General features: G+C 68.4%; 27 protein-coding genes. 14 read left to right on the plus strand and 13 right to left on the minus strand.

Annotation, left to right across the window (positions count from 1 at the left end; translation table 11 throughout):
- Window position 1: 1 nt before the first annotated feature.
- The 5 genes from lepB to ACMVO5_RS09225 all read right to left on the minus strand — a co-directional run bounded on the left by lepB (window position 2) and on the right by ACMVO5_RS09225 (window position 4,970).
- Entirely contained in the window at window positions 2-841 is an 840-nt protein-coding gene (lepB, locus tag ACMVO5_RS09205) for a signal peptidase I (RefSeq protein WP_416907220.1), read from the minus strand.
- Window positions 838-1,260: a holo-ACP synthase gene (gene acpS, locus ACMVO5_RS09210; RefSeq protein WP_416907221.1), complete on the minus strand. Its 423-nt coding sequence runs from the start codon at window positions 1,258-1,260 to the stop codon at window positions 838-840. Before acpS ends, lepB begins: the two co-directional genes overlap by 4 nt.
- Window positions 1,257-1,988, minus strand: coding sequence for a pyridoxine 5'-phosphate synthase (locus tag ACMVO5_RS09215; protein WP_416907222.1), 732 nt, complete (start codon window positions 1,986-1,988; stop codon window positions 1,257-1,259). Before ACMVO5_RS09215 ends, acpS begins: the two co-directional genes overlap by 4 nt.
- Window positions 1,985-2,566, minus strand: coding sequence for an orotate phosphoribosyltransferase (gene pyrE / locus ACMVO5_RS09220; protein WP_416907223.1), 582 nt, complete (start codon window positions 2,564-2,566; stop codon window positions 1,985-1,987). The genes ACMVO5_RS09215 and pyrE overlap by 4 nt, the downstream gene beginning before the upstream one ends.
- Before the next feature lie 298 nt (window positions 2,567-2,864).
- Window positions 2,865-4,970, minus strand: coding sequence for a RelA/SpoT family protein (locus ACMVO5_RS09225; RefSeq protein WP_416907224.1), 2,106 nt, complete (start codon window positions 4,968-4,970; stop codon window positions 2,865-2,867).
- Here ACMVO5_RS09225 and ACMVO5_RS09230 point away from each other — a divergent pair.
- Window positions 4,969-5,505 carry an AprI/Inh family metalloprotease inhibitor gene (locus tag ACMVO5_RS09230; RefSeq protein WP_416907225.1) on the plus strand — a complete coding sequence of 179 codons (537 nt, stop codon included), beginning with the start codon at window positions 4,969-4,971 and terminating at the stop codon, window positions 5,503-5,505. The two genes, ACMVO5_RS09225 and ACMVO5_RS09230, sit on opposite strands and share 2 nt — an antisense overlap.
- Window positions 5,506-5,528: 23 nt before the next feature.
- Here the strand turns inward: ACMVO5_RS09230 and rpoZ are convergent, their stop codons facing one another.
- A complete protein-coding gene (gene rpoZ / locus ACMVO5_RS09235) occupies window positions 5,529-5,870 on the minus strand; it encodes a DNA-directed RNA polymerase subunit omega (RefSeq protein ID WP_416907226.1) in 342 nt (113 codons plus the stop codon).
- Window positions 5,871-6,095: 225 nt separating this feature from the next.
- Between rpoZ and rpsD the strand changes: the two genes are divergently transcribed.
- From rpsD to ribH, 12 genes are all read left to right on the plus strand, one after another.
- On the plus strand, window positions 6,096-6,707 hold the full coding sequence (gene rpsD / locus ACMVO5_RS09240) for a 30S ribosomal protein S4 (RefSeq protein WP_416907227.1): 612 nt from the start codon (window positions 6,096-6,098) through the stop codon (window positions 6,705-6,707).
- A 465-nt stretch (window positions 6,708-7,172) separates the two neighbouring features.
- Window positions 7,173-9,860 (plus strand): Rne/Rng family ribonuclease, encoded by a 2,688-nt coding sequence (locus ACMVO5_RS09245; RefSeq protein ID WP_416907228.1) that lies wholly within the window; start codon window positions 7,173-7,175, stop codon window positions 9,858-9,860.
- 113 nt (window positions 9,861-9,973) lie between these two features.
- A complete protein-coding gene (gene cobA / locus ACMVO5_RS09250; RefSeq protein WP_416907229.1) occupies window positions 9,974-10,747 on the plus strand; it encodes a uroporphyrinogen-III C-methyltransferase in 774 nt (257 codons plus the stop codon).
- On the plus strand, window positions 10,732-11,022 hold the full coding sequence (locus ACMVO5_RS09255) for a DUF2849 domain-containing protein (protein WP_416907230.1): 291 nt from the start codon (window positions 10,732-10,734) through the stop codon (window positions 11,020-11,022). The genes cobA and ACMVO5_RS09255 overlap by 16 nt, the downstream gene beginning before the upstream one ends.
- Window positions 11,022-12,662 (plus strand): nitrite/sulfite reductase, encoded by a 1,641-nt coding sequence (locus ACMVO5_RS09260; RefSeq protein ID WP_416907231.1) that lies wholly within the window; start codon window positions 11,022-11,024, stop codon window positions 12,660-12,662. The genes ACMVO5_RS09255 and ACMVO5_RS09260 overlap by 1 nt, the downstream gene beginning before the upstream one ends.
- Window positions 12,655-13,053 (plus strand): DUF934 domain-containing protein, encoded by a 399-nt coding sequence (locus ACMVO5_RS09265; RefSeq protein WP_416907232.1) that lies wholly within the window; start codon window positions 12,655-12,657, stop codon window positions 13,051-13,053. Before ACMVO5_RS09260 ends, ACMVO5_RS09265 begins: the two co-directional genes overlap by 8 nt.
- 39 nt (window positions 13,054-13,092) lie before the next feature.
- Entirely contained in the window at window positions 13,093-14,415 is a 1,323-nt protein-coding gene (gltX, locus tag ACMVO5_RS09270; protein ID WP_416909346.1) for a glutamate--tRNA ligase, read from the plus strand.
- Window positions 14,416-14,794: 379 nt separating this feature from the next.
- Window positions 14,795-15,166: a hypothetical protein gene (locus tag ACMVO5_RS09275; protein ID WP_416907233.1), complete on the plus strand. Its 372-nt coding sequence runs from the start codon at window positions 14,795-14,797 to the stop codon at window positions 15,164-15,166.
- A 29-nt stretch (window positions 15,167-15,195) separates the two neighbouring features.
- A complete protein-coding gene (ribD, locus tag ACMVO5_RS09280) occupies window positions 15,196-16,125 on the plus strand; it encodes a bifunctional diaminohydroxyphosphoribosylaminopyrimidine deaminase/5-amino-6-(5-phosphoribosylamino)uracil reductase RibD (protein WP_416909347.1) in 930 nt (309 codons plus the stop codon).
- 9 nt (window positions 16,126-16,134) lie between these two features.
- The gene (locus tag ACMVO5_RS09285; RefSeq protein WP_416907234.1) at window positions 16,135-16,737 is read left to right on the plus strand and encodes a riboflavin synthase; all 603 of its coding nucleotides are present in this window, start codon (window positions 16,135-16,137) and stop codon (window positions 16,735-16,737) included.
- Window positions 16,738-16,784: 47 nt separating this feature from the next.
- Window positions 16,785-18,074, plus strand: coding sequence for a 3,4-dihydroxy-2-butanone-4-phosphate synthase (gene ribB, locus ACMVO5_RS09290; RefSeq protein WP_416907235.1), 1,290 nt, complete (start codon window positions 16,785-16,787; stop codon window positions 18,072-18,074).
- 3 nt (window positions 18,075-18,077) lie between these two features.
- Window positions 18,078-18,497, plus strand: coding sequence for a 6,7-dimethyl-8-ribityllumazine synthase (gene ribH / locus ACMVO5_RS09295; protein WP_416907236.1), 420 nt, complete (start codon window positions 18,078-18,080; stop codon window positions 18,495-18,497).
- Between the two features lie 54 nt (window positions 18,498-18,551).
- Here the strand turns inward: ribH and ACMVO5_RS09300 are convergent, their stop codons facing one another.
- The 6 genes from ACMVO5_RS09300 to alr form a co-directional block, all read right to left on the minus strand.
- Window positions 18,552-19,061 (minus strand): fasciclin domain-containing protein, encoded by a 510-nt coding sequence (locus tag ACMVO5_RS09300; RefSeq protein ID WP_416907237.1) that lies wholly within the window; start codon window positions 19,059-19,061, stop codon window positions 18,552-18,554.
- Between the two features lie 269 nt (window positions 19,062-19,330).
- The gene (locus ACMVO5_RS09305; protein ID WP_416907238.1) at window positions 19,331-20,089 is read right to left on the minus strand and encodes an anti-sigma factor domain-containing protein; all 759 of its coding nucleotides are present in this window, start codon (window positions 20,087-20,089) and stop codon (window positions 19,331-19,333) included.
- Window positions 20,086-20,640: a sigma-70 family RNA polymerase sigma factor gene (locus ACMVO5_RS09310; protein WP_416907239.1), complete on the minus strand. Its 555-nt coding sequence runs from the start codon at window positions 20,638-20,640 to the stop codon at window positions 20,086-20,088. The genes ACMVO5_RS09305 and ACMVO5_RS09310 overlap by 4 nt, the downstream gene beginning before the upstream one ends.
- On the minus strand, window positions 20,637-21,404 hold the full coding sequence (locus ACMVO5_RS09315) for an ABC transporter ATP-binding protein (protein WP_416907240.1): 768 nt from the start codon (window positions 21,402-21,404) through the stop codon (window positions 20,637-20,639). Before ACMVO5_RS09315 ends, ACMVO5_RS09310 begins: the two co-directional genes overlap by 4 nt.
- On the minus strand, window positions 21,401-22,198 hold the full coding sequence (locus ACMVO5_RS09320; RefSeq protein WP_416907241.1) for an MlaE family ABC transporter permease: 798 nt from the start codon (window positions 22,196-22,198) through the stop codon (window positions 21,401-21,403). Before ACMVO5_RS09320 ends, ACMVO5_RS09315 begins: the two co-directional genes overlap by 4 nt.
- A complete protein-coding gene (gene alr, locus ACMVO5_RS09325) occupies window positions 22,195-23,220 on the minus strand; it encodes an alanine racemase (protein ID WP_416907242.1) in 1,026 nt (341 codons plus the stop codon). Before alr ends, ACMVO5_RS09320 begins: the two co-directional genes overlap by 4 nt.
- A gap of 96 nt (window positions 23,221-23,316) precedes the next feature.
- On the opposite strand from alr, the gene ACMVO5_RS09330 reads away from it, so the two are divergent.
- Entirely contained in the window at window positions 23,317-23,538 is a 222-nt protein-coding gene (locus tag ACMVO5_RS09330) for a hypothetical protein (protein WP_416907243.1), read from the plus strand.
- On the opposite strand, the gene ACMVO5_RS09335 is transcribed toward ACMVO5_RS09330, so the two are convergent.
- Entirely contained in the window at window positions 23,535-24,578 is a 1,044-nt protein-coding gene (locus tag ACMVO5_RS09335; protein ID WP_416907244.1) for a hypothetical protein, read from the minus strand. The two genes, ACMVO5_RS09330 and ACMVO5_RS09335, sit on opposite strands and share 4 nt — an antisense overlap.

The raw sequence follows: 24,578 nt of genomic DNA on the forward strand, positions 1-24,578 counted from the left end.
CTTATTCGGCGCCCTGCGCGCCGTTGCCACGCAGATTGATGAGATAGCGGTTTCTGAGCGCGCTGACCCAGGTCAGCGGGTTGAGCGTTGTCGAGCCGTCGAGCGAGAAGGTGATGAACTCGGCGCGGCCGACGAGATTTTCGAGTGGCAGCATGCCCAGCCCGTCGCGGCTGACATCGAAGCGGCTGTCCTGGCTGTTGTCGCGGTTGTCGCCCATCAGGAAGATATGGCCTTCGGGGACGATGGCAGGCGGGGTATTGTCCTGCGCCATGTCGCCGAGATCGATGGTCAGATAGCTGCGGCCGCCAGGCAGGGTCTCGCGGTAGGTGGGGTAGCGGCAGACGGGGACGCCGGCTTCATTGGTGGTGCGATATTGGGCATCGATGATCGACAGGCATTCGCTGTTGGCCGAGACCGGGATCTCGGTGTCTTCCACCCGCTCACGCGGGACCGGGGCGCCGTTGAGCCACAGCGTGCCGCTGCGCATCTGCACCGTGTCACCGGGCAGGCCGATGACCCGCTTGATGAAATCGACATGGCCGCGCGGCGACTTGATGACCGCGATGTCGCCGCGCTCGGGCATGGTGCCGAACAGCCGGCCGGGGATTTCGGGCAGCACTTCGACCGAGGGCGAGAGATAGGAATAGCCATAAGGATATTTGGAGACGATCAGCCGGTCCCCGATATAAAGCGTGGGGAGCATCGAGCCCGAGGGGATGTAGAAGGGCTTGGCGACGAAGCTGTGGACGGCCAGCACGGCGAGCACGAGCAGGAGCAGCTGCCACAGCTCATGCGCCCAGTTGGTCGGCTTCTTGGCCACGCTTGTCGATGCCTCGCTCATTCGGGTTCCGCGGTGATGAGAACGATCGCCTGTGCCCAGGGGTGATCGTCGGTGATCGTGAGATGAATGATTGCCTTATGCCCGGCAGGCGTGATTTGTGCCAGCCTTGATGCAGCCCCGCCGGTCAGATGCATCGTCGGCGCGCCCGATGGAAGATTGACGACCCCCATGTCCTTGAAGAAGACGCCGCGCCTGATGCCGGTGCCGAGCGCCTTGGCGCAGGCCTCCTTGGCGGCGAATCGCTTGGCATAGGTGGCCGCACGCGTCAGCACCCGGCGCTCGGCCTTGGCCTGCTCGATATCGGTGAAGATGCGGGCGATGAAGCGCGCCTCGAAGCGACTGAGGCTGTTTTCGATGCGCGCGATGTTGCACAGGTCGGAGCCGAGCCCGATGACGCGCAGGCCTTGCGGCAGATTCATCCGCGCGCGGCGTCCATCAAGGCGCGCATCCTGGCGATGGCCTGGGCCAGGCCGACGAACACCGCCTCGCCGATGAGGAAATGGCCGATGTTGAGCTCGGCCAGCTCGGGCAGCGCGGCGACGGGAGCGACATTTTCATAGGTGAGCCCATGGCCGGCATGGACCTCAAGGCCGAGCGAGGCCGCCAGCCGGGCGGCCTCGGCAAGGCGCGCCAGCTCGGCTGCGACCTCCGCCTCGCCTTCGGCATGGGCATAGGGGCCGGTGTGCAGCTCGATGACGGGCACGCCGAGGCGCGCCGCCGCCTCGATCTGATCAGAGTCGGGCGCGATGAACAGGCTGACGCGCGAACCATTGGCGCCGAGCCGGCGCACCATCGGGGCGAGCGTGTTGTGCAGCCCCGCAGCATCAAGCCCGCCCTCGGTGGTGCGCTCGGCCCGGCGCTCGGGCACGATGCACGCGGCATGGGGGCGGGCAGCGAGCGCGATGCCGAGCATCTCGTCGGTGGCGGCCATTTCGAGATTGATCGGCAGCGCGGTCGCTGCCGCCAGCCGGGTCAGGTCATCATCGGTGATGTGACGCCGGTCTTCGCGCAGATGGATGGTCAGCCCGTCCGCCCCGCTCTCGGCGGCGACCATTGCGGCGCGCACGGGATCAGGATGAAGCCCCCCGCGCGCGTTGCGGATGGTCGCGACATGGTCGATGTTGACGCCAAGACGCAGCCGCTTCATGCCGCGCGGCTTCCCGGCTTGACCGGTGGGATCGAGGCCAGCTCGGGCGGCAGCGCATCCGGCGCATAGCTGGGCACGTCAAGACGGATGAGCGGGGTGAACGGCACACCCAGATCAGCCTTGCCCGCCGACCGGTCCACCAGCGACGCGGCATGGATCACGTCACCACCCGCCGCGCGCACCGCGGCAATCGCCTCGCGGCTCGAAAGGCCGGTGGTAACGACATCTTCCATCAACAGCACCTTCTGGCCTGCCTCCAGCCGGAAGCCGCGCCGGAGCTCGAACGTGCCGGTGGGCCGCTCCACGAACATTGACAGCACGCCCAGCGCGCGGGCGAGCTCATGGCCGCAGATGAGACCGCCCATCGCCGGCGCCACCACCACCTCCACCGCCGTCTTGACCGCTTGGGGGATTTTATCGGCAAGCGCTTCAGCCAGACGGGCCGCACGCGCCGGGTCCATCAACACCCGCGCACACTGGAGATAACGCGACGACCTGAGGCCCGAAGAGAGGATGAAATGCCCCTCAAGCAACGCCTCGGCAGCACGGAATTCCGCAAGGATCTGCTCATCTGTCATGCGCGCTCCCCTAGCATCGGGGACTTGGGGTCGATAGCTGCAAAATGGCGCACGGGTGGGGGGGTTGTGGGCAGGAAGGGCCTCCGGCGGCTGGGGCCTCAGGCCCCAGACCCCATTTATGGGCTTTGGACAAGATTTCGACGGGCAGCGGCAGCGCGGAGCGCATTTATAGCCTGCGGCGCTGGGCTTGGGGGGACGGGCGTCGCTTAGGCCCCGGATCAGGTCCGGGGCGACGGTTCATTTTTGGGCGGTGCCACGAATGGGGTCTGGGGCCTGAGGCCCCAGCCGCCGGAGGCCCTTACCCGCGGATGCGTTCGACGCTGACGACGGCAGGGACGGCGCGGAGCGCGGTGATGATGTTGGTGAGGTGTCTGAGGTTTTCGACTTCGAGATCGAGGATGTCGGTGTGGAATTCGCGGTCGCGGTGTTTGAGGCTGAGGTTGACGATGTTGGTGCGTTCGGCGGCGAGTGCGGCGGTCATGGCGGCGAGTGCGCCGGTCTGGTTGTGGACGACGACGGCGAGTTGGGCGACGGCGCCGTCGCTTTCGCTGCCCCAGCCGACTTCGAGCCAGTCGCCGGTTTCGTCGGCGAGTGTGGAGCAATCGATGCTGTGGACGATGATCGGCTGGCCGGGTTGGCGGACGCCGACGATACGGTCTCCGGGGACGGGGTGGCAGCATTTGCCGAGTTCGAAGGCGGCGCCGGCGGCGAGGCCGTGGATGGTGACGGCGGCGGGGCCGGGCTTGCCGCGGCGGGTGCGGCGCGGGCGGGCGCTGGCGGTGGAGCCGGGGACGAGGGCTTCGGCGACTTGCTGGTCGGAGAGCTGGTTGGCGCCCATGGCGATTTCGAGGGCGGTCTGATCGGGCAGCTTGAGGCGGGCGAGGCCGGCTGAGAGCATGTCGCTGTCGAGGCCGATCTTGAGGCGGCGCAGCATGGCTTCGAGCAGTTTGGCGCCCATGGCCTGATGTTCGGCAAGTGCGCGGGCGCGGATGTGGCGGCGGATGGCGGCGCGGGCCTTGGCGGTGGCGACGAAGCTTTCCCAGGCGGGATCGGGGGTGCCGTGTTTGCCGCGCAGGATTTCGACCTGATCGCCGTTGGCGAGCACGGTGCGCAGCGGCACGACGCGGCCATTGACCTTGGCGCCGACGCAGGAATCGCCGAGGCTGGAATGGACGGCATAGGCGAAATCGATGGGGGTGGCGCCTTTGGGGAGCTGGTGGAGCGCGCCTTTGGGGGTGAAGGCGAAAACCTGATCCTGGAACATGGCGAGGCGGGCGTTTTCGAGCAGCTCTTCGGGCGAGGCGGAATCCTGAAGGATTTGCAGCAGGTCTTCGATCCAGGGATAGGCTTCGCGCGCCGGGGCGCCGTCGCGGCCCTGTTTGTAGGCCCAATGGGCGGCGAGGCCGAGCTCGGCTTCCTCATGCATCAGGCGGGTGCGGATCTGGACTTCGATGCGGCTGTTTTCGCCGGTGACGAGGGTGGAGTGGAGCGAACGGTAGCCGTTGCGCTTGGGGGTGGAGATGAAATCCTTGAAGCGGCCCGGCACCATGGGCCAGCGGCCATGGATGGCGCCGAGCGCGCGGTAGCAGCTGTCGATGTCGTTGACGATGACGCGGTAGGCGATGATGTCGGAGAGCTGTTCGAAGGCGAGGCCGCGGCCCTGCATCTTGCGCCAGATCGAATAGGGGCGTTTTTCGCGGCCCATGACTTCGGCCTGGATGCCTTTCTCGGCGAGCAGGCGGCGCAGGTTTTCGGCGACGGCATCGACGGTGTCGGCGCGGCGGCGGAGCTGATCGAGGCGGGCGGTGATAGTGGCATGGGCTTCGGGCTCGAGATGGGCGAAGGCGAGTTCGTTCAGCTCGTCCATGAAGCCGTACATGCCGATGCGTTCGGCCAAGGGGGCGTAGATTTCCACCGTTTCGCGGGCGATGCGGCGGCGTTTGTCTTCACGCGCGATGTGATGGAGGGTGCGCATGTTGTGCAGCCGGTCGGCGAGCTTGACGAGCAGGACGCGGATGTCGTTGGACATGGCGAGCAGGAACTTGCGCAGGTTTTCGGCCTGGCGTTCGCTGTCGGTCTGGGCTTCGATGCGCGAGAGCTTGGTGACGCCGTCGACGAGCCGGCCGACATTGGGGCCGAACAGCCGGTCGATTTCGGCCTGGGTGGCCACCGTGTCTTCGATAGTGTCGTGGAGGATGCCGGTGACGATGGTTTCATCGTCGAGCTTGAGATCGGTGAGGATGCCGGCGACTTCGATGGGGTGGCTGAAATAGGGATCGCCGCTGGCGCGCAGCTGGCTGCCGTGTGCCTTCATCGAGAAGACATAGGCGCGGTTGAGCAGATCTTCGTCTGCGCCCGGGTCGTAGGATTTCACCCGCTCTACAAGTTCATACTGCCGGAGCATGGTAGGATATTGGGCTTGCACCGCGCATTGCGCAACTGCTGGCGGCGGGGCGGTTGACGGCGGCGGCGGGAAGGCGCTTCATCGCGGCGTGATTGCTGCTGTTCTTCTTGGCCTTGCCATGGCCCAGCCGGGGCTGCCGGAAGTGATCAGGTTGCGGCCGCCGGCCGAGGAGGCGGAGGAAGAGAAAGCGGAGCCGGAACCGGAGCCGGAGCCGGAACCGCTGCGGCCGCCGCCCAATCTTGTGGGCGAATGGACGCTGGCGGTGGCGGGGCGCAGCACCAGCTGCCGGATCACGCTGTCGAAACAGCGGGCCGAGGGGGCGTTTCAGATTGCGTCACTGGGCAGCAATTGCCCGATGAGCCTGTTTTCGGTGACGCGCTGGCAGATGAGCGGTGGCACGCTGAGCCTGGCCAACCGGTCAGGGCGGATATTGGCGCGGCTGCGGCTGGCGGATGCGGAGCGGCCGCAAGGCGCGTGGGTGGGGCCGACCAGCGACGGGCCGGACGCGATGATGGAGCGGATGGACCGGCGCTGATCGATTGCTGTCGGGGGCCCGGCTTATTCGTAATCGGGGCCGATGTTCTGGTTGCGCGGCGGCTGGGCGGCGGTGATGCGCAGCGCTTCGGCCGAGGCCGAGAGCGAGCCGATGTCGTCGGGAGTGTCGTCCTCGTCCTCGATCATCTTCTGCATGGAGACGATGATGCCTTCCTTGAGGATGGCGGGCGAGACGGTTTCCTCGGCGATTTCACGCAGCGCCACGACCGGGTTCTTGTCGCGGTCGCGGTCGATGGTCAGCTCCGCGCCGCTGGAGATGGAGCGCGCGCGGGTGGCGGCGAACAGCACCAGATCGAAACGGTTGGGAACCTTGTCGACGCAATCCTCGACGGTAACGCGCGCCATGGGCGGAAACTCCGGCAATAGTCTGGGGAGGCGCTGCTTTGGCGGCAGACGGCGCGCGAGTCAAGGGCAAGCGGGGGTGTGAAGCCTTGACCCTTTGGGGCCGAGCGCCTATGGGGCTCGCTTCGCAATTGGCCCTGCACCCCCGGTGAAGCAGCGGCCGCGCCCGGCAACAGGCCGTGCGGTGCGAGGCCGGGGCCTTTGAAACACAGCAGATTGGACCATGAAATGAGCAAGCGTCAGAACGCCAAGTACAAGCTTGACCGCCGGATGGGTGAGAACATCTGGGGCCGGCCGAAGTCGCCGGTCAACAAGCGCGAATATGGGCCGGGCCAGCACGGCCAGCGCCGCAAGGGCAAGATTTCGGATTTCGGCATCCAGCTCAAGGCCAAGCAGAAGCTGAAGGGCTATTATGGCGATGTGACCGAGAAGCAGTTCCGCAAGGTGTATGAAGAGGCCGTGCGGATGAAGGGCGACACCTCGCAGAACCTGATCGGCCTTTTGGAGCAGCGGCTCGACATGGTGGTCTATCGCGCCAAGTTTGCGCCGACGATCTTTGCGGCGCGCCAGATCGTCAACCACGGGCATATTCTGGTCAATGGCAAGCGGCTCAACATCGCGTCGGCCAAGGTGAAGCCGGGCGACACGGTTGAGCTGGGCACACGTGGCAAGGACATGGCGCTGACGCTGGAAGCGCGCTCCTTGAGCGAACGTGATGTGCCCGAATATGTGAGCGTGGAAGATCACAAGGCGACCTATGTGCGGGTGCCGACGCTCGACGAAGTGCCTTACCCGGTGAAGATGGAACCCAATCTGGTCGTCGAATTCTATTCGCGCTGACCTGTTCTGGCCTCCGGCGCGCGGCAGGCGCGCGCCGGAGGCCTTCGCCCGGCATTTGTGCCCGGCCCCTTGCTCGGCCACTTGCCCTGCCCCGAAACCGCTGCTAATCATTTGAGGTCAGGCGGTTCACGCCTGACACTTCCGATTCTCGTCCTGCAGCCGTCTGGCCCGCGTTTGACGATGGGTCTGGAGCGCCGGCCGGACTTTTCCGCGCGCCGGCAGGAACATCGAGGGGCGGCATGCGCATCAACGGTCAACGCACGGCAGGAGGGGCTTTTTTGGCCTCGCCCGGCCATGCGGACGCCGGTCAGGACGGATGCCGCCATCACTCGCCCGCCATCGCTTTCTTTTTCAACCATATGCCGGCGGCCGCAGTCGCGCCGCCCGGCCCCATAACATTCAACCTGATCGCCCGCCCCCGCTGCGCCTCTGGCGCCCAGCGGCCCGGCGGCATGGAGCAAAGACATGTCACATCGTATGTTGATCGACGCCCGCCACCGGGAGGAGACCCGGGTCGCGGTCGTCAACGGCCAGCGGATCGAGGAATTTGATTTCGAGGCCGCTGACCGGCGCCAGCTGAAGGGCAATATCTACCTCGCCAAGGTGACCCGCGTCGAACCCAGCCTGCAGGCGGCGTTCATTGAATATGGCGGCAACCGCCACGGCTTTCTGGCCTTTTCCGAAATCCACCCCGATTATTACCAGATCCCCCGCGAGGACCGCGAGGCGCTGCTGCGCGAGGAGGCCGAGCTGGCCGCCGAGCAGGACGAGCTGGGCGATGAGGATGATGACCGCGAGGACCGGCGCGACGATGGGCGCGACGATGATCGGGACGATGACGACGGCGAGCGTGACGAGCGCGGTGAGGATGGGGACGATGAAGGGCGGATCGCCGAGACCGGCGGGAAGCAGGACGAGCCGTCCGATGTGCTGCGCCGCAAGCGCCAGTCTTTGCGCCGGCGCTACAAGATTCAGGAGGTCATCCGCCGCCGGCAGGTGCTGCTGATCCAGGTGGTGAAGGAGGAGCGCGGCTCGAAGGGGGCGGCGCTGACCACCTATCTGAGCCTTGCCGGGCGCTACTGCGTGCTGATGCCCAACACCGCGCATGGCGGCGGGATCAGCCGCAAGATCGCCAACCCGGCCGACCGCCGGCGGCTGAAGACGATCATGGCCGATCTGCAGCTTCCCGACGGCATGGGGGCGATCGTGCGCACCGCCGGGCTGAAGCGCTCGGCCGCCGAGATCCGGCGCGACTTTGATTATCTGACGCGGCTTTGGGACGAGATTCGCGAGCGCACGCTGGGCAGCACGGCGCCGGCGCTGATCCACCAGGATTCGGACCTGATCAAGCGCGCCATCCGCGATGTCTATAATCGCCATATCGAACAGATTCTGGTCGAGGGGCGCGAAGGCCATGAGGCGGCCTCGCGCTTCATGTCGATGCTGATGCCGGGACATGCCGCCAAGGTTGTCGAATATCAGGACAATGTGCCGCTGTTTCAGCGCTTCGGCGTGGAGCAGCAGCTGGAGGGCATGTATCAGCCGGTCGTGCAGCTGAAGTCGGGTGGCTATATCGTCATCAACCCGACCGAGGCGCTGGTGTCGATCGACATCAACTCGGGCCGCTCGACGCGCGAATATGGCATTGAGGAAACCGCGACCAAGACCAATCTGGAAGCCGCCGAGGAGATTGGCCGGCAGCTGCGGCTGCGCGACATGGCCGGTCTGGTGGTGATCGATTTCATCGACATGGAGAACAACTCCAACATCCGCCGTGTGGAAAAGGCGATGAAGGAGGCGATGAAGAACGACCGCGCCCGGGTGCAGATCGGGCGGATCTCGTCGTTCGGGCTGTTGGAGATGAGCCGGCAGCGGCTGCGCACCGGGGTGCTGGAAGCGAGCACCCATAGCTGCCCGATGTGCGAAGGCACCGGCATGGTGCGCTCGGTCGCCTCGGCGGCGCTGGCGGCGCTGCGCGAGCTGGAAGCCGAGGCGCTGCGCGGCCGCGCCAATGACTTCACGCTGCGTGCCTCGGAAGCGGTGGCGGTGTATATTCTGAACAAGAAGCGCGTCGAGCTGGCTGACCTGGAGAAGCTCTACGGGGTGACCATCCATACCGTGCCGGACGATGATCTGATCGGCGCCAATTTCACCATCGATGCGGCCGGCCCGGCGCCGACGCGCAAGGTGGAGATGAAGCCGCTGCCGCCGGTGGTGCGGATCGAGGATGATGCGGACGACGAAGAGGACGACGACCGCGACGCGGACGGCGAGGATGACGGCGAGAGCGACGACGGCGGCGATCGCCGCGAGCGCGGGCGCGGGAAGGACCGGGGCCGCGAGCGCGGGAGCGACAGGGATCGGGGCAAGAGCCGCCGACGCCGCCGCGACCGGGAGCCGGCACCGGCGAGCGACGGCGAGGATATGGCCGAGGCGGACGGCGAGGCCAGCGCTGCGCCCGAGGCGGACGGGGCCGAGGGGGGCACTGATGAGGAACGGGCGAGCAACGACCGCAAGCGCCGCCGCCGGGGCCGCCGCGGCCGCCGGGGCGGGGCGCGCGAGAATGGGGCCGAAAACGGCGCCCAGAATGAGACGGGCGAGGAGTCTGGCGAGGCGGCGGACGCCGTGAGCGAGGCTGTGAGCGAGGAGGGGGCCGAACCGACGCCCAAGCCGCGCCGCCGGCGCGCCAAGGCGGCCCCCGCCGAGGCAACCGCCGAGGCCCCTGTGGACGCGACTGGCGAGGCGACATCCGAGGCGACTGCGACGAGCGACCAGCCCGAGGCCGTGGACGCCGATGCGCCCAAGCCGCGCACCCGGCGCCGGGCGTCGAAGGCGGCGGCGGCCGAGACTGTGGATGCGCCTGCAACGGTCGCAGCAGAGGCCGAAGCGCCGAAGCCGCGGACGCGGCGCAAGCCCAAGGCCGAAGCGCCGGCAGAAGCCGAGGCTCTGGCTGAGGTGGTGGCGGAGGCCCCGGTTGAGGCGGCAGCGTCTGCCGACGTGAGCGAGGCGCCCAAGCCGAGCCGGAGCCGGAAGCCGAAGAAGGCTGAACCGGCACCGGTGGCCGAGGCGGACGGGACGGACGCAGCGCCCGAAGCGTCGGCGGGGCCTGCGCCCGCGCCGCGCAAGGGCTGGTGGCAGCGCACCTTCGGCTGAGCTGCCGGACAGGCTGAGCTGCCAATAACCGGGCGCGCGCCACAACCGCATCTGTCGCGCGCCCAAGAATCTCTTGTTCGCAGGGGAGGGCGTGGTGGGGCTATGCCCCCGCCATGGCCAGTCTTCACCCTGTTCAGCTTGTTGGCGCCGGTCCGGGCGCGGTGGACCTTCTGACGCTGCGCGCGGCGCGCGCGCTCGAGCGCGCGACCGCCGTGGTGCATGACGGGCTGGTGTCGGACGAGATCATGGCGCTGGTGCCGCGCGCGGCGACGCGGATTTCGGTGGCCAAGCGGCGCGCCCGGCACACGCTGCCCCAGGCCGACATTGGCGCGCTGCTGGTGCGGCTGGCGGTTGAGGGGCACCGGGTCGTGCGGCTGAAGGGCGGCGATCCCTTTATTTTCGGGCGCGGCGGCGAGGAAGTGGCGGCCTGTGAGGCGGCCGGCGTGCCGGTGGAGGTGATCCCCGGGATCAGCGCGGCGCAGGGGGCGGCGGCAGCGACGCTGATGCCGCTGACGCACCGCGACCATGCCAGCATCCTCAGCCTTGTGGCGGGCGAATGCCGGGGGCTGGCCGAGCAGGACTGGACGGGGCTGGCCGGGCCGGGGCGGACGCTGGTGATCTATATGGGGCTGGCGGGCGCCGAGGCCATTGCCGACAAGCTGATTGCCGACGGGCTGACGCCTGACACGCCGGTGGCGATCATCGAGCGCGCCACCCAGCACAGCCAGCGGCTGTTTCGCACGCTTTTGGCTGATTTGGCCGGGCAGATCGGGCGCGCGGGCGTGACCTCGCCGGCGCTGATCATCATTGGCGCCGTGGCGCGGCTTGGCGTGCCCGACACGATTCTCACCCAGATAGCGGAGGCGGCCCCATGCCCCATCTCCTGACCGGCAACCGGCTTGAAACCGGCGATGTGCTGTGGTGGACCGGCACTACATGGAGCCGGCACATTCGCGAGGCGGCCGCCCTGGACAAGGCCGAGGCCGAGGCGCTGGCCGAGCAGTTTCGCCCGGCCGAGACGATCAGCGATCTCGATGTTGTGGAAGTGACGGTGGAAAACGGCAGCTTCAGGCCGACCACCACCCGCCAGCGGGTGCGCGCCATCGGCCCCAGCGTGCGGCCCGATTTCGCCCTGCCGAGCCTGCCTGTGGAGAGCATCTGATGTATCAGTATGACCGGATCGACCAGGCGATCGTCGAGGCGCGGGTGGCCGAATTCAAGGACCAGCTGGCGCGGCGGCTGTCGGGCGAGCTGAGTGAGGACCAGTTCAAGCCGTTGCGGCTGATGAACGGGCTCTATCTCCAGCTTCATGCCTATATGCTGCGCGTCGCCATTCCCTATGGCACGCTGTCATCGACGCAGATGCGGATGCTGGCGCATATCGCGCGCACCTATGACCGGGGCTATGGCCATTTCACCACCCGGCAGAACATCCAGTACAACTGGATCAAGCTGGAGGAATTTGCCGACCTGCTCGATGATCTGTCGAGCGTGGAGATGCACGCCTTTCAGACGAGCGGCAATTGCATCCGCAACATCAGTTCGGACCAGTTTGCCGGTGCGGCCGCCGACGAGGTGGCCGACCCGCGGCCCTATGCCGAGCTGCTGCGGCAATGGTCGACGCTGCACCCGGAATTCAGCTTCTTGCCGCGCAAGTTCAAGATTGCGGTGATTGCGTCCGAGACCGACCGCGCCGCCATTCAGCTGCACGATATCGGCCTGCAGCTGCGCCGCGACGCGGGCGGGGCCCTGGGCTTCCGGGTCTATGTGGGCGGCGGCATGGGGCGGACGCCGGTTCTGGCCAAGGTGATCCGCGAGTTCATCCCCGTCAGCCAGTATGTGAGCTACTGCGAGGCGATCTTGCGCGTTTACAACCGCTATGGGCGGCGGGACAACATCTACAAGGCGCGCATCAAGATTCTGGTGAACGAGCTGGGGGCGGAGGAATTCGCGCGGCAGGTGGAGGCGGAATGGGAAGGCATGGCTGCCCTTGCGCTCGACCCGCCGCAGGCCGAGCTCAATCGGATCATCGCCCAGTTTCCCGAGCCGGAGTATGACCGCGAGGCGCCGGACGAAATCGACCTTGCCGAGCCGGGCTTTGCGGCCTGGGTTTCAAGGAATGTCCATGCCCACAAGCAGCCGGGCTATGCCATCGTTACCATCAGCCTGAAGCCCAAGGGCGGCATTCCCGGCGATGCATCAGCGGCGAAGATGGACTTGGTGGCTGATCTGGCCGAGCGCTATGCGGGGGCGGAGATCCGGGTGACGCACAGCCAGAACCTGGTGCTGGCGCATGTGCGCAAGGCCGACCTTCTGCCGCTGTGGCGGGCGCTGGTCGAGGCCGGGCTGGCCACCGCCAATGAGGGGCTGGTGACCGACATCATCGCCTGCCCCGGCATGGACTATTGCACGCTGGCCAATGCCCGCTCGATTCCGATTGCGCAGAAGATCGCGGCGCGCTTTGAGGATGACGTGGCCGGGCAGCAGGACCTGGGCGAGCTGCGCATCAAGATCAGCGGCTGCATCAATGGCTGCGGCCATCACCACGCCGGGCATATCGGCATCCTCGGCGTCGACAAGAACGGCGAGGAGGCTTACCAGCTGCTGCTCGGCGGCAGCGGGGCCGAAGACGCCAGCCTGGCCAAGATTCTCGGGCCGGGCTTTGACGAGGACGGCATCGTCAAGGCGGTGGAGACGCTGATCGAGACCTATCGGCAGCTTCGCACCGGGCCGGACGAGCGCTTTCTCGACACCTATCGCCGGCTCGGGGCCCAGCCGTTCAAGGAGGCCGTTTATGCCTGATGCGCCGACCATCACCACGCTCGACGAGCTTTTGGCGGGCGCCAATAGCAGCGCCGTGCGGCTGGAGCCGCATGACGATGCGCGCGCGCTGATCCCGCATCTGGGGCAGCTCAGCCTCATCGAGATCAACTTTCCGAAATTCCGCGACGGGCGCGGCTATTCGAGCGCGCGCATCCTGCGTGAGGCGGGCTATGCCGGGACGCTGCGCGCGGTAGGCGATGTGCTGGTGGACCAGCTGCTGTTCTTGCGGCGCGCCGGTTTTGACAGCGAAGCGCCCGACCGGCCGATGGACCCCAAGGTGGCCGCCGCAACGTTGGCGCGCTACAGCCATGTCTATCAGAAGGCGACCGACCCGATTCCGCCGGCCTGGGCGATCAGGCACGAAGACTGAGCCTACCATCGGACGGGCCAAGCGCGTATGGCCTCGGCCATGGTCATCACCCGCTTCGCCCCCAGCCCCACCGGCCGGCTTCATGCCGGCAACATTCGCACGGCGCTGGTCAACTGGCTGCTGGCACGCGCCATGGGCGGGCGCTTCCTGCTGCGCCTCGACGACACCGACCGGGCGCGCTCCACCGAGGCGGCGGCGGACGCCATTCGCGCCGACCTCGACTGGCTGGGGCTGACGCCTGACGGGGAAGCCCGCCAGTCTGACCGGTTTGCGCGCTATGATGCGGCGCTGGAGCAGCTGGCGGCAGCGGGCCGCGCCTACCGCGCCTATGAGACGCCCGAGGAGCTGGAGCTGAAGCGGCGGGTGCAGCAATCGCGCGGGCTGCCGCCGCTCTATGACCGCGCCGCGCTGGCGCTGAGCGCGGCCGACCATGAGCGCATGGTCGCCGAGAGCCGGGCGCCGCACTGGCGCTTCAAGCTGGACCATGACGCGCCGATCGCATGGGAAGACGGGGTGCGCGGGGCGTGCCACTTTCACCCCGAAGCGCTCTCCGACCCGGTGATCCGCCGCGCCGATGGCAGCTGGCTCTATCTGCTGCCCTCGGTGGTGGACGATGCCGAGATGGGGGTCACCCATGTCGTGCGCGGCGAGGACCATGTCACCAACAGCGCCGTGCAATTGCAGATGTTTGCAGCGCTCGGTGCGGCGCCGCCGGCGCTGGCGCACCTCGCGCTGCTGACCGGGGCGGACGCCGCGCTTTCGAAGCGGCTGGGCAGCGAAGGCGTGGACAGCTGGCAGGCCGCCGGTATCGAGCCGCTGGCGGTGTGCGCGCTGCTCGCCCGGCTCGGCACCAGCCAGCCGGTCGAGCCGGTGACCGGCCTTGACCCCCTCATCCAGAGCTTCAGCCTGAGCCATTTCGGCCGGGCCCCTGCCCGCTTCGACCCGCAGGACCTGCAGGCGCTGAGCGCGCGCATCCTCCACGCCCTGCCCCATGAGGCCGTGGCCGACCGGCTGCCGGGGCTGGGCGCCGACATCTGGACGGCGGTGCAGGGCAACCTCACCCGGCTCGACGACGCACGGGACTGGCAGGCGATCATCGCCGGGCCGGTGTCAGCCACAGTCGCCGACGAGGACCGCGACTATCTCCAGACCGCCGCCGAAACGCTGGAACGCCTCGACTGGACGCCGGACGTCTGGCAGGCGCTGACGGGCGCGCTGAAGGAAACGACCGGCCGCAAGGGGCGCGCGCTGTTCATGCCGCTGCGCCTCGCACTGACCGGAGAAGCCCATGGGCCGGATATGGCCAGCCTGCTGCCGCTGATCGGCCGCGACGCGGCTCTGGCGCGCTTGCGAGGGGCTTGAAGGGCCTGCGGCGGGCAGTTTAGGGCCTCCGGCGAGGAGAAGGGCCTCCGGCGGCTGGGGCCTTAGGCCCCAGACCCCATTTGTGGGGGTGGGACAAGGCTTCGGAGGGGAGCGCCAGCGCGTAGCGCTTTTATAGCCTGCGGCGCTGGGCTTGGGGGGACGGGAGTCGCTTAGGCCCCGGATCCCCAGTTCAAGCCCGGGGCAGGCAAGTCCGGGGCGACGGACTTTTTCTGGGCGGCTCCACTATTGGGGTCTGGGGCCTAAGGCCCCAGCCGCCGGAGGCCCTTCTACCCCCGCCGGAGGCCCATTCTTCAACGCCGGACGGCAAAAGGACGCCGGTGCTGGCGCAAGGCTTAGCGGCGCGATATGTATTGCGGCCATGTCTTATCTCAATCCTTCCAAGGCCGAGCGGCGGCGGCATTTCCTGATTGTGGGCGGGGCTTCGGTGGTGATTACCGGGGTGGTGATGTTTGCCTTTTTGATCGAGAATCGGTCGGGCTATATGAAGCCGGATCCGAAGCTGATTTATGCCGAGAGCTGGCCGGAGGACCGGTCGCGGGATGATGCGATTGCGGACCGGGTGGCGACCGAGAAGGCGCGTGAGGCGAAGCTGGCGGAGGCGCGGGCTTATATTGCCACGCTGGAGGGCGAGGCGCGAGCTGCGGCGCAGGCACAATATGATGCATATGTGGCGGGCGGCGCGATCCGGAAGGACGTGCCTTATGTGCCTGCTGAACCGCCGGTGATGTGAGCGGCGCTTCGTCAGACGACCATCGCTGGATGGGGGCGGCGCTGGCGCTGGCGGCGCGCGGTGTGGGGCAGAGCTGGCCGAACCCGGCGGTGGGCTGTGTGATTGTGCGCGGGGGCCGGGTGATTGGCCGGGGCTGGACGCAGAAGGGCGGGCGGCCGCACGGTGAGGCGGTGGCGCTTGAGGGGTGTGATGCGAGGGGGGCGACGGCGTATGTGACGCTGGAGCCTTGTGCGCATGAGAGCGGGCGCGGGCCGGCGTGTGCGGACTTGCTGATTGAAGCGGGGGTGGCGCGGGTGGTGATGGCCGCGCTGGACCCGGACCCGCGCACCGACGGGGCGGGAGCGGCGCGGCTGCGCGCGGCGGGGATCGAGGTGGTGACGGGGGTGAGGGCCGGTGAGGCGGAGGCGCAGATGGCGGGGTTTTTCAGCCAGATGCGGCGGCAGCGGCCGCATGTGACGCTGAAGCTGGCGCTGAGCCTTGATGGCTGCCTGGCGCTGGCGGATGGCAGCAGCCGCTGGATCACGGGCGCGCGGGCGCGGGCGCATGCGCATCTGGAGCGGGCGCGGGCCGATGTGATTGTGGTGGGATCGGGCACGCTGGCGGCCGACCGGCCGCGGCTGGATGTGCGGCTGGCGGGGCTGGAGGGGCGCGCGCCCTCGCCGATGCTGCTGGGGCGCGGGCCGGCGCCGGCGGGCTGGCAGCATGCGGCGGACCTGGCGGGGCTGTGTGGCAGCGGCGCGCATCGGATGCTGGTGGAGGGCGGGGCCGGGGTGGCGGCGAGCCTTTTGGACGCTGATCTGGTGGACCGGCTGTTGATTTACCGCGCGCCGATGGTGCTGGGTGGGCGGCCCGGCGTGGGCGCGCTGGGGCTGGACGCGATGCCGCACGGGCGCTGGCGGGCGCATCCGGCGATCCAGCTGGGGCCGGACCGGCTTGAGACCTTCACCCGCATCCGATAGGCGAGAGCTATGTTCACTGGCATCATCACCGACATTGGCACCATCAGCAGCGTGGAGGCGCGCGGCGACCTGCGCGTGGTGATCGACACCAGCTATGACATGGGCGGCGTGGCGATTGGCGCGAGCATTGCGTGTTCGGGCGTGTGTCTGACGGTGGTGGACAAGGCAGCAGGCCAGTTCAGCGTGGATGTGTCGGGCGAGACGCGCAGCCGGACGGCGGCGGGCCAGTGGCAGGTGGGGCGGCGGCTGAACCTTGAGCGCGCGCTCAAGGTGGGGGATGAGCTGGGCGGGCATATCGTCACCGGCCATGTCGATTGCATTGGCCAGATTCTGAGCCGGGAGACGGTGGGCGGCTCGACGCGCTTCGAGATTGGCGTGCCGGCCGATTTTGCGGCCTTTGTGGCGGCCAAGGGGAGCATTGCACTCGATGGGGTGAGCCTGACGGTGAACACGGTGGCGGACCGGCCGGAGGGGACGGTGTTTACCGTCAACATCATTCCCCATACCGCCGACTGGACGACCTTTGGCGCGGCGCAGGCGGGGGATGCGGTGAATATCGAGATCGACACGCTGGCGCGCTATCTGGCGCGGATGCGCGAATTCGCCAATTGACATTGCGATGTGATGCGCGCACGCGGGCATCACATTAGAATGTGAGATTGCCGATGTCCGTGATTGATCGTGTCCGTCAGCTTGTTGCCAGTGGCGAGGAGAGCCGCTCGGGGCTGGCCCGGGGGGCGGGGCTTCATGCCAATTCGCTGCGCAATCTGGACGAGGCGGACTGGAACCCGACCGCCGAGACGCTGCGCAAGCTGGCCGAATATCTCGACACGCGCGAGCAGGGCCCGGCGCTGTCGCCGATCGAGGACATCATCAACGAGGCACGCAACGGGCGGATGTTCATTCTGGTCGACGACGAAGACCGGGAGAATGAGGGCGACCTGGTGATCCCCGCGCAGATGGCGACGCCCGAGGCGATCAATTTCATGGCGATGCACGGGCGCGGGCTGATCTGTCTGTCGCTGGCCTCGGAACGGGTCCGCCATCTGGGCCTGCCGCTGATGGCGCAGCACAATGGCACGCGGCACAGCACGGCCTTCACTGTCTCGATCGAGGCCAAGGAGGGGGTGACGACCGGCATTTCGGCGGCCGACCGGGCGCGGACGATTGCAGTGGCGATCGATGCCAGCAAGGGGCCTGAGCATATCGTGCATCCCGGCCATGTCTTTCCGCTGGTGGCGCGTGATGGCGGCGTGCTGGTGCGCGCTGGCCATACCGAGGCGGCGGTGGATGTGGCGCGGCTGGCGGGTCTCAACCCCTCGGGCGTGATCTGCGAGATCATGAACGATGATGGCACGATGGCGCGGCTGCCCGACCTCATTCCCTTTGCCCGCCGGCATGGGCTGAAGATCGGCACGATTCGTGACCTGATCGCCTATCGCCACCGGCATGACCGGCTGGTGAAATGTGTGGCCGAGACCGAGCTGGAGAGCGTGCATGGCGGGCGCTGGCTGGCGCGGACCTATGCCAACATGGCCGAATATGGCGAGCATGTCGTGCTGATGAAGGGGCGCATCGAGCCGGGCAAGCCGGTGCTGGTGCGGGTGCACTCGCTGTCAGTGTTTGCCGACCTGTTTCATGAGAGCGGCGACCGGGCCGGGCAGCTGACCCGCGCCATGCAGGCGATTGCGGATGAAGGCGCGGGCGTGATCGTGATCATTCGCGACACCGCGCCGACCGCGATTTCGCAGCAGATGCGGGCGCGCGGCGAGGGCCAGGGCGGCGATTTGCGCGACTATGGGATTGGCGCGCAGATTCTGGTCGATCTGGGTGTGAGCGACATGATCTTGCTGACCAACAAGCATCGCAACATCGTCGGGCTGAACGGCTATGGGCTGAATGTCGTCGGCGAACGGGCGATTCCTGCCACCCCTGCAACTGGAGCCTGAGCCATGGCGCATATCCTGATCGTTGAAGCGCGTTTTTATGGCGCGATTGCCGATGCGCAGCTGGCGGGCGCGGTGGCGGCGCTGGAGGCGGCGGGCGCCAGCCATGAGCGCATCACCGTGCCCGGCGCGCTGGAGATCCCGGCGGCCATTGCGCTGGCCGACGGCAGCGGGCGCTTTGACGGCTATGTCGCGCTGGGCTGCGTGATTCGCGGCGAGACCTGGCATTTCGAGGTTGTGGCGGGCGAGAGCGCGCGCGGGCTGATGGCGCTGAGCCTTGACGGGCTGGCGATTGGCAACGGCATCCTGACCGTGGAGAATGAGGCGCAAGCCTGGGCGCGGGCGCGCGCCTCAGAAAAGGACAAGGGCGGCGAGGCGGCGAAGGCCTGCCTGGCGATGATTGCGCTGCGCGACACGCTGCAATGAGAAAGGACGGCCCCGCGAGGGACCGCCCTTTCCCGCAAAAACCGCTTGAGACGGTTACGGCATCACGACGGTGTCGATGACGTGGATAACGCCGTTCGATTCCATGATGTCGGTGGCGGTCACGGTCGAGGTGCCGCCCTTGGCGTCGGTGAGGATGACCTTGCCATCGACGATCGAGCCGGTGAGCTTGCCGCCCTGAACGGTGGTCAGCTCGGCCTTGCCGCCGCCGGCCTTGATGGCGGCGAGCACATCGGCCGCGGCGATCTTGCCCGGCACGACGTGGTAGGTGAGGATCGAGGTGAGCGTCGCCTTGTTCTCGGGCTTGAGCAGGGTTTCGACGGTGCCGGCCGGGAGCTTGGCGAAGGCGGCGTTGGTGGGGGCGAAGACGGTGAAGGGACCGGTGCCCGACAGGGTTTCGACGAGACCGGCGGCCTTGACGGCGGCGACCAGCGTGGTGTGGGCGGGCGAGCCGGCGGCGCCGTCAACGACGGTGGCGGCGGCGGGCACGGCGGCGATGAGGGCGACGGCGGCGAGGCCGGCGCGCAGGACGGTCTTGGTCAGCATGATGATTTCTCCTGAGAAGGGGAATTTTGGCCTGACGCGGATGCGAAAGGACGCTTGCTCATAGGGCGTGCGGCATGGCTGGACGGTTACAGCGACGTCGCATGGCGGATTTGCCGCAGCCGGGCGGGGACGAGCTGAGCCAGACGGGCGGTGAGCCGTGAGTGAGGGGAACTATCGGCAAGCTATCGGCTCTGGGCAGCCAGACTGGAGTGATCCATGCGCTGCCCAGAGCCGACGCCGATTGCCGCTGCCGTTTGTCTGATGCGTGGTCAGATGCTGGTCAGCTTGCCGGTGGCGATCACCGGCCCGGTCGGAAGGCCGGTGGGGCTGCCACCGATCGGTTCGATGGAGATGGCAAGCAGGGCGCCGGGTTGCAAGCCGGATATGACCTGCGACGATATGGCATGGGCGTTGGGGGCGGCGGTCTGGATGACGCCGAGCGAGCGCGGCGCGCTGTCACCCTCGATCACCCAGAGCTCGGTGACGCGGTCGGCCTCGGCCTGGTCATCAGCCACGGGCGTGAGCACCACGGTGCCGCGCAGCGGATCCCAGGTGGCGGCGAGCAGCGGCTTGCCGTCAGCGCCCGCGAGGCTGGCGGCGAGCAGGGCGGGCGGAGCTTCGGCGGGCGGGGCCGCGGGCAATTGCGGGGCGGCACCGGGCGCGGTGACGATGGCGACGGCCAGCGCGGCGAGCACCGGGCCGCCGAGCGCGAGGCCGCGCCACAGGGCGAGGCTTCGCCAGAGCGAGGGGCGGGCCGGCGGGGCCGGGGTGGCGGCGACGGGGGCGGGGGTGATTTCGGCCAGCACACCGGCCCAGACGCTGGCGGGCGGCAGCACGGGGGCGGTTTCCTCGTCGAGCGGGGCGAGGGTCTCCGCCCAGGCCTCGACGCGGGCGCGGAAGGCGGGATCGCGGGCGAGACGCAGCGCGGTCTCCTGACGGGCGGCGCGGCCCAGCGCGCCGAGCGCGTAATCCATCGCCAGCGCGTCGTCTGCGGCCATTTCGGGGGTGAGATCGTCGGGGCCGGTCATGCCGCACTGTCCCCCATGCTGTCGCGCATCTTCAGGATGCCGCGGCGCACCCAGCTTTTGAGCGTGCCGACGGGGACGCCTTCGCGCGCCGCCAGCGCCTCATAGGTCACGCCTTCGAAATAGCAGCTGCGGATGGCGGCGGCGTGGCGCGGATCGAGGGTGGCGAGCGCGGCCTGGACGCGCGAGGCGCCGCGCGCGCTGTCGATGAGCGCATCGGCCAAGGGGGCGTCGTCCTCGACGATGGCCGCGTCGTCCATGGGGGCGGTGGGCCGCACGCGCTTGGCGCGCAGCCGGTCGATGGCGCGGTTGCGCGCGATTGTTGCGGTCCAGGTGACGGGGCTGGCGCGGACGGGGTCAAACTCCGCCGCCTTGCGCCATATTGTCAGATAAACATCCTGCAGCACGTCTTCAGCTTCTCCTCGTTCGGGCAATATACGCAGGATGACGCCAAACAGCTTCGCCGATGTGCGATCATAAAAGTCACGAAAGGCAAGCTGGTCGCCGCTGGCGGCGCGCGACAGCAGCATCGCCAGCTCAGCCGCCCCGCTCAAAGCTTCCTCACCTGCATCCGGATCGGCCCCTCTGCCCGTCCATGAACGAACTGATCGACATAAGGATTGTCGGGATTGTCGATCTGCTCGCGGGGGCCATGCCAGATGATTCGGCCTTCGTAAATCATCGCGACGCGGTCGGCGATCTTGCGGACGCTGGACATGTCGTGGGTGATGGTGAGCGCGGTGATGCCAAGCTCGCTGACAAGCTCGCGGATGAGCGCGTTGATGACATCGGCCATGATCGGATCAAGCCCGGTGGTCGGCTCGTCGAAAAACACGATTTCGGGGCGCATGGCGATGGCGCGGGCCAGCGCCACGCGCTTCTGCATGCCGCCCGAAAGCGCGCTGGGGCGGAGATCGGCGACATCTTCGCCCAGCCCGACGCGGGCCAGATTGTCGAGCGCGGCGGCGCGGCGCACAGCGGCGGAGCCGCGCACGGCGAAGCTGATGTTGCGCCAGACGGGCAGCGAATCGAACAGCGCGCCGCCCTGGAAGAGCATGCCGAAGCGCGCCTGGTGCGCGGCGAGCGCGCGGCCCTTGAGGCCGACGACTTCGGCGCCGTCGACCCGGATCGAGCCGGCATCAGGCGTGATGAGGCCGAGGATGGTCTTGAGCATCACCGATTTGCCTGTGCCCGAGCCGCCGATGATGACCAGCGATTCGCCCTTGGCGACCTCGAGATCGATGCCGCGCAGCACATGCTTGCTGCCAAAGGCCTTGGTGACGCCTTGGAGAGCGATGCGGGGGGCGGGCGCGCTCATGTGGCAAACACGATCACGGTGATGATCAGGTTGGAGAGCAGGATGAGGATGAAGGCCGAGACCACGGCATTGGTGGTGGCGCGGCCCACGCCGGCGGCGCCGCCGGAGCTGTGATAGCCGTGGAAACAGCCCATCAGCGCGATGAAGAAGCCGAAGACGGCGGCCTTGACCATCGAGGAGATGACATCATCGGCTTCCAGATATTGCGCCGTGGTGGCGAGATAGGCGGCCGAATTGAAGCCCAGCCGCTGGGTGGCGAGGAGCCAGCCGCCCATCACGCCGAGCGCGTTGGAAACCAGCACGAGCAGCGGCATGACCAGCACGGCGGCGAGGATGCGCGGGCCGACGAGATAGCGCATCGGGTCGGTGCGCAGCGTGTTGAGCGCGTCGATCTGCTCGGTGACGCGCATCGTGCCGAGCTCGGCCGCCATGGCGCTGGCAACACGGCCAGCGACCATCAGGCCGCCGAGCACCGGGCCGAGCTCACGCACGATGCCGATGACCGTGACGGCGGGCACGGTGGAGGCGGCGTTGAAGCGGCTGCCGCCGATATAGATCTGCTGGGCCAGCGCCGAGCCAGTGAACAGCGCGGTGAGGCCGACCACGGGCAGCGAGAACCAGCCGATGACGAGCAGCTGCTCGAACATCTGGGCGGGATAATAGGGCGGGGTCAGCATGCGGGTGAGCGCGGCCCCGGCAAAGCGGGTGAGCCGGCCGATGGTGCCGAACAGGCCGATGACGACCGCGCCGAGCGCGACCAGCGCATGGCCAAGAGTTTGAACAAGTCCGCTCATCGATAGACACGGGCATAGCGATGCCCGAGACCGGTAAGCAACTCATATTCGGCGCGGCCCAGGGCGGCGGCGGCGGCGGCGAGGTCGAAATCGATGGCCAGCCAGTCCCCTTCGGCGATCTGAGGGGCGTCGCTGACATCAAACATGGTGAGATCCATCGAGACGCGGCCGACGAGCGGGCAGCGCACGCCCTCGTGGATGGCGGCGCCGTGGCCGGTGAGGCCGCGCGGATAGCCATCGGCATAGCCGAGCGCTGCGACGGCGACGCGCATCGGCCGGGGCGCGGCATAGGCGGCGCCGTAGCCGATGGCGTGGCCGGCGGGCACCTCGCGAAGCTGCAGGACCGGTGCCTTGATGGCGAAGACGGGCTCGAGCTGGTCGCGTTCGGCGGAGGGGCCGGCGCCGTAGAGGCCGATGCCGGGGCGGGTGAGATCGAGATGATAGTCTGGCCCCAGCGCGATGCCGGCGGAATTGGCCAGCGCGAGGGGGACGGGGGGCAGGGTGGATGCTGCGGCACGGAAGGCTGTGAGCTGGGCGGTGTTGAGCGGGTGGGACGGGGTGTCGGCGCAGGCGAGATGGCTGTGCAGCGTATCGAGCGGGAAGCCGGCGAGCACGGACAGGTCGGTGAGGCCGAGCCGGTTCATGCCGGTATCGACCATGACATCGGCGCTGCGGCCGGTTTCACGCCACAGCGCCACCTGGGCGGGCGTGTTGAGCACCGGGCGGACCTGTGGGCTGAGCCAGAGTGCTGTCTCCATCTCGGCCGGGGTGACGCCGTGAAAGACCGCGAGGCGCGCGCCTTCGGGAAGCGTGCCGAGCGCTGCGGCTTCGGCCCAGCTGGCGACGAAGAACTCGCGCGCGCCGGCAGCAAACAGCGCATCCAGCACGCCGTGCGCGCCCAGCCCATAGCCATCGGCCTTGATGGCGGCCCCGCAGCGCGCGCGGCCGCTGGCGCGGGCGAGCCGGCGCCAGTTGCCGGCCAGCGCCTCGGTATCGACAAGCAGATGCGGGGCAAACTCCATCGGCCATGGTTAGCCGCATGGCTGGCGCAACACAAAGGGGGCCTTTGAGGGCGGTTGTTCATGGCGCTGACAGCATGGAGGCGCTAATGAGGCGCCATGAAACAGCTTACCAAGACCTTGATCGGCATCTTCGCACTCGGCGGGATCGGCATTGCAGCCGCCCTGGCCCAGCCGCAGCCGCGCCCGGACACCGAATTCTGCGCCAAGATGCGCGCCCGGGACCCGGGCGGCATCTGCAGCCCCAAGGGCGAATATGTGACCGCCAGCAAGGTCTATCTGCCCAACGGCCAGATCGTCGACCGCAAGACCGGCAACTAGGGCGTTTCGGCGTCCGGGACAGGCGCCACGGGCTCGGGCTTGGGCGGCGGGATGAGGGCGGCGGTTTCGAGCTGACGCAGCCCGGCTTCGCCTGCGGCCAGACGGTCGGCGCGGGCCAGCCAGCGATCGACGGCCGCCGAATGCGGCTGGGGCAGGCGGCGGAGCGCTTCGGCGGCATCGGCGACATCGCCGCGCGCCAGCGCCAGCCCGGCGGCCAGCTGCGGTGAGGGCCCGCGCGGCTCGCTTGACGGGCGCACCAGCCGCTGGACCCGCGCGGTGAACACATGCCACCAGCTTTGCCCGCCGCCCGGACTGTCGGCGCCCAGCGTGGCCAGATCGCGGCGCAGCGTCTCGACATTTTCCGGAGCTTCGCCGAGCAGGGCGACGCTGCGCACGGCATCGGGATAACGGGCTTCAAAGGCGCGGCGCAGCGGCGCCTCGACGGCGCCGAGCGGGCGGCCTTCATCGAGCGCGCGCCGGGCGAGCATGACGGCGAGCAGCGCCTCGCTGCGATCAGCGGCGGCCGTGACTGCAGCGACGGCGGCTTCGCCGCGCGCCCGGTCGGCCTCAATGAGCGCGCGCGTGGCGGCGACGTCAGCGGTCAGCCGGTCGATCCGGTCGGCCTCGCGGGCGAGCAGATCGGTGCTGGTTTCGACCTTGGCTTCGGTGCGCGCCAGCCGCTCTTCGGCCGGGGCCTTTTCGGTGGTGTCGGCCTCTTCATCGCTTGCGTCAGGTGCAGGTGCGGCTTCAAGGGCGGCGAGGCGGGCGGCGAGGGTTTCGACCGACTGAACCACCGGATCGGGCGCGGGCGGGCTGGCAAAGGGCAGCCGGGTGCGGACATTTGCTTCGAACCAGGGGCTGGCGATCATGCCGCCGGCGAACAGCAGCAGGCCGCCGGCCAGCGCCCAGGGCAGCAGGCTGAGCCGGCCGCGCCCGCTCTCCTGCTCGCGGGCGCGCTCGCGGGCGAGGCGCTGGCGCAGCCGCTCGGTCGCCTCAAGGCTGGCGCGGTCTACTTCGCCACGGTCGAAACTGCTGTCCAT

Origin of the sequence: Polymorphobacter sp., assembly GCF_048007885.1 — a bacterium.
Lineage (GTDB): Bacteria > Pseudomonadota > Alphaproteobacteria > Sphingomonadales > Sphingomonadaceae > Sandarakinorhabdus.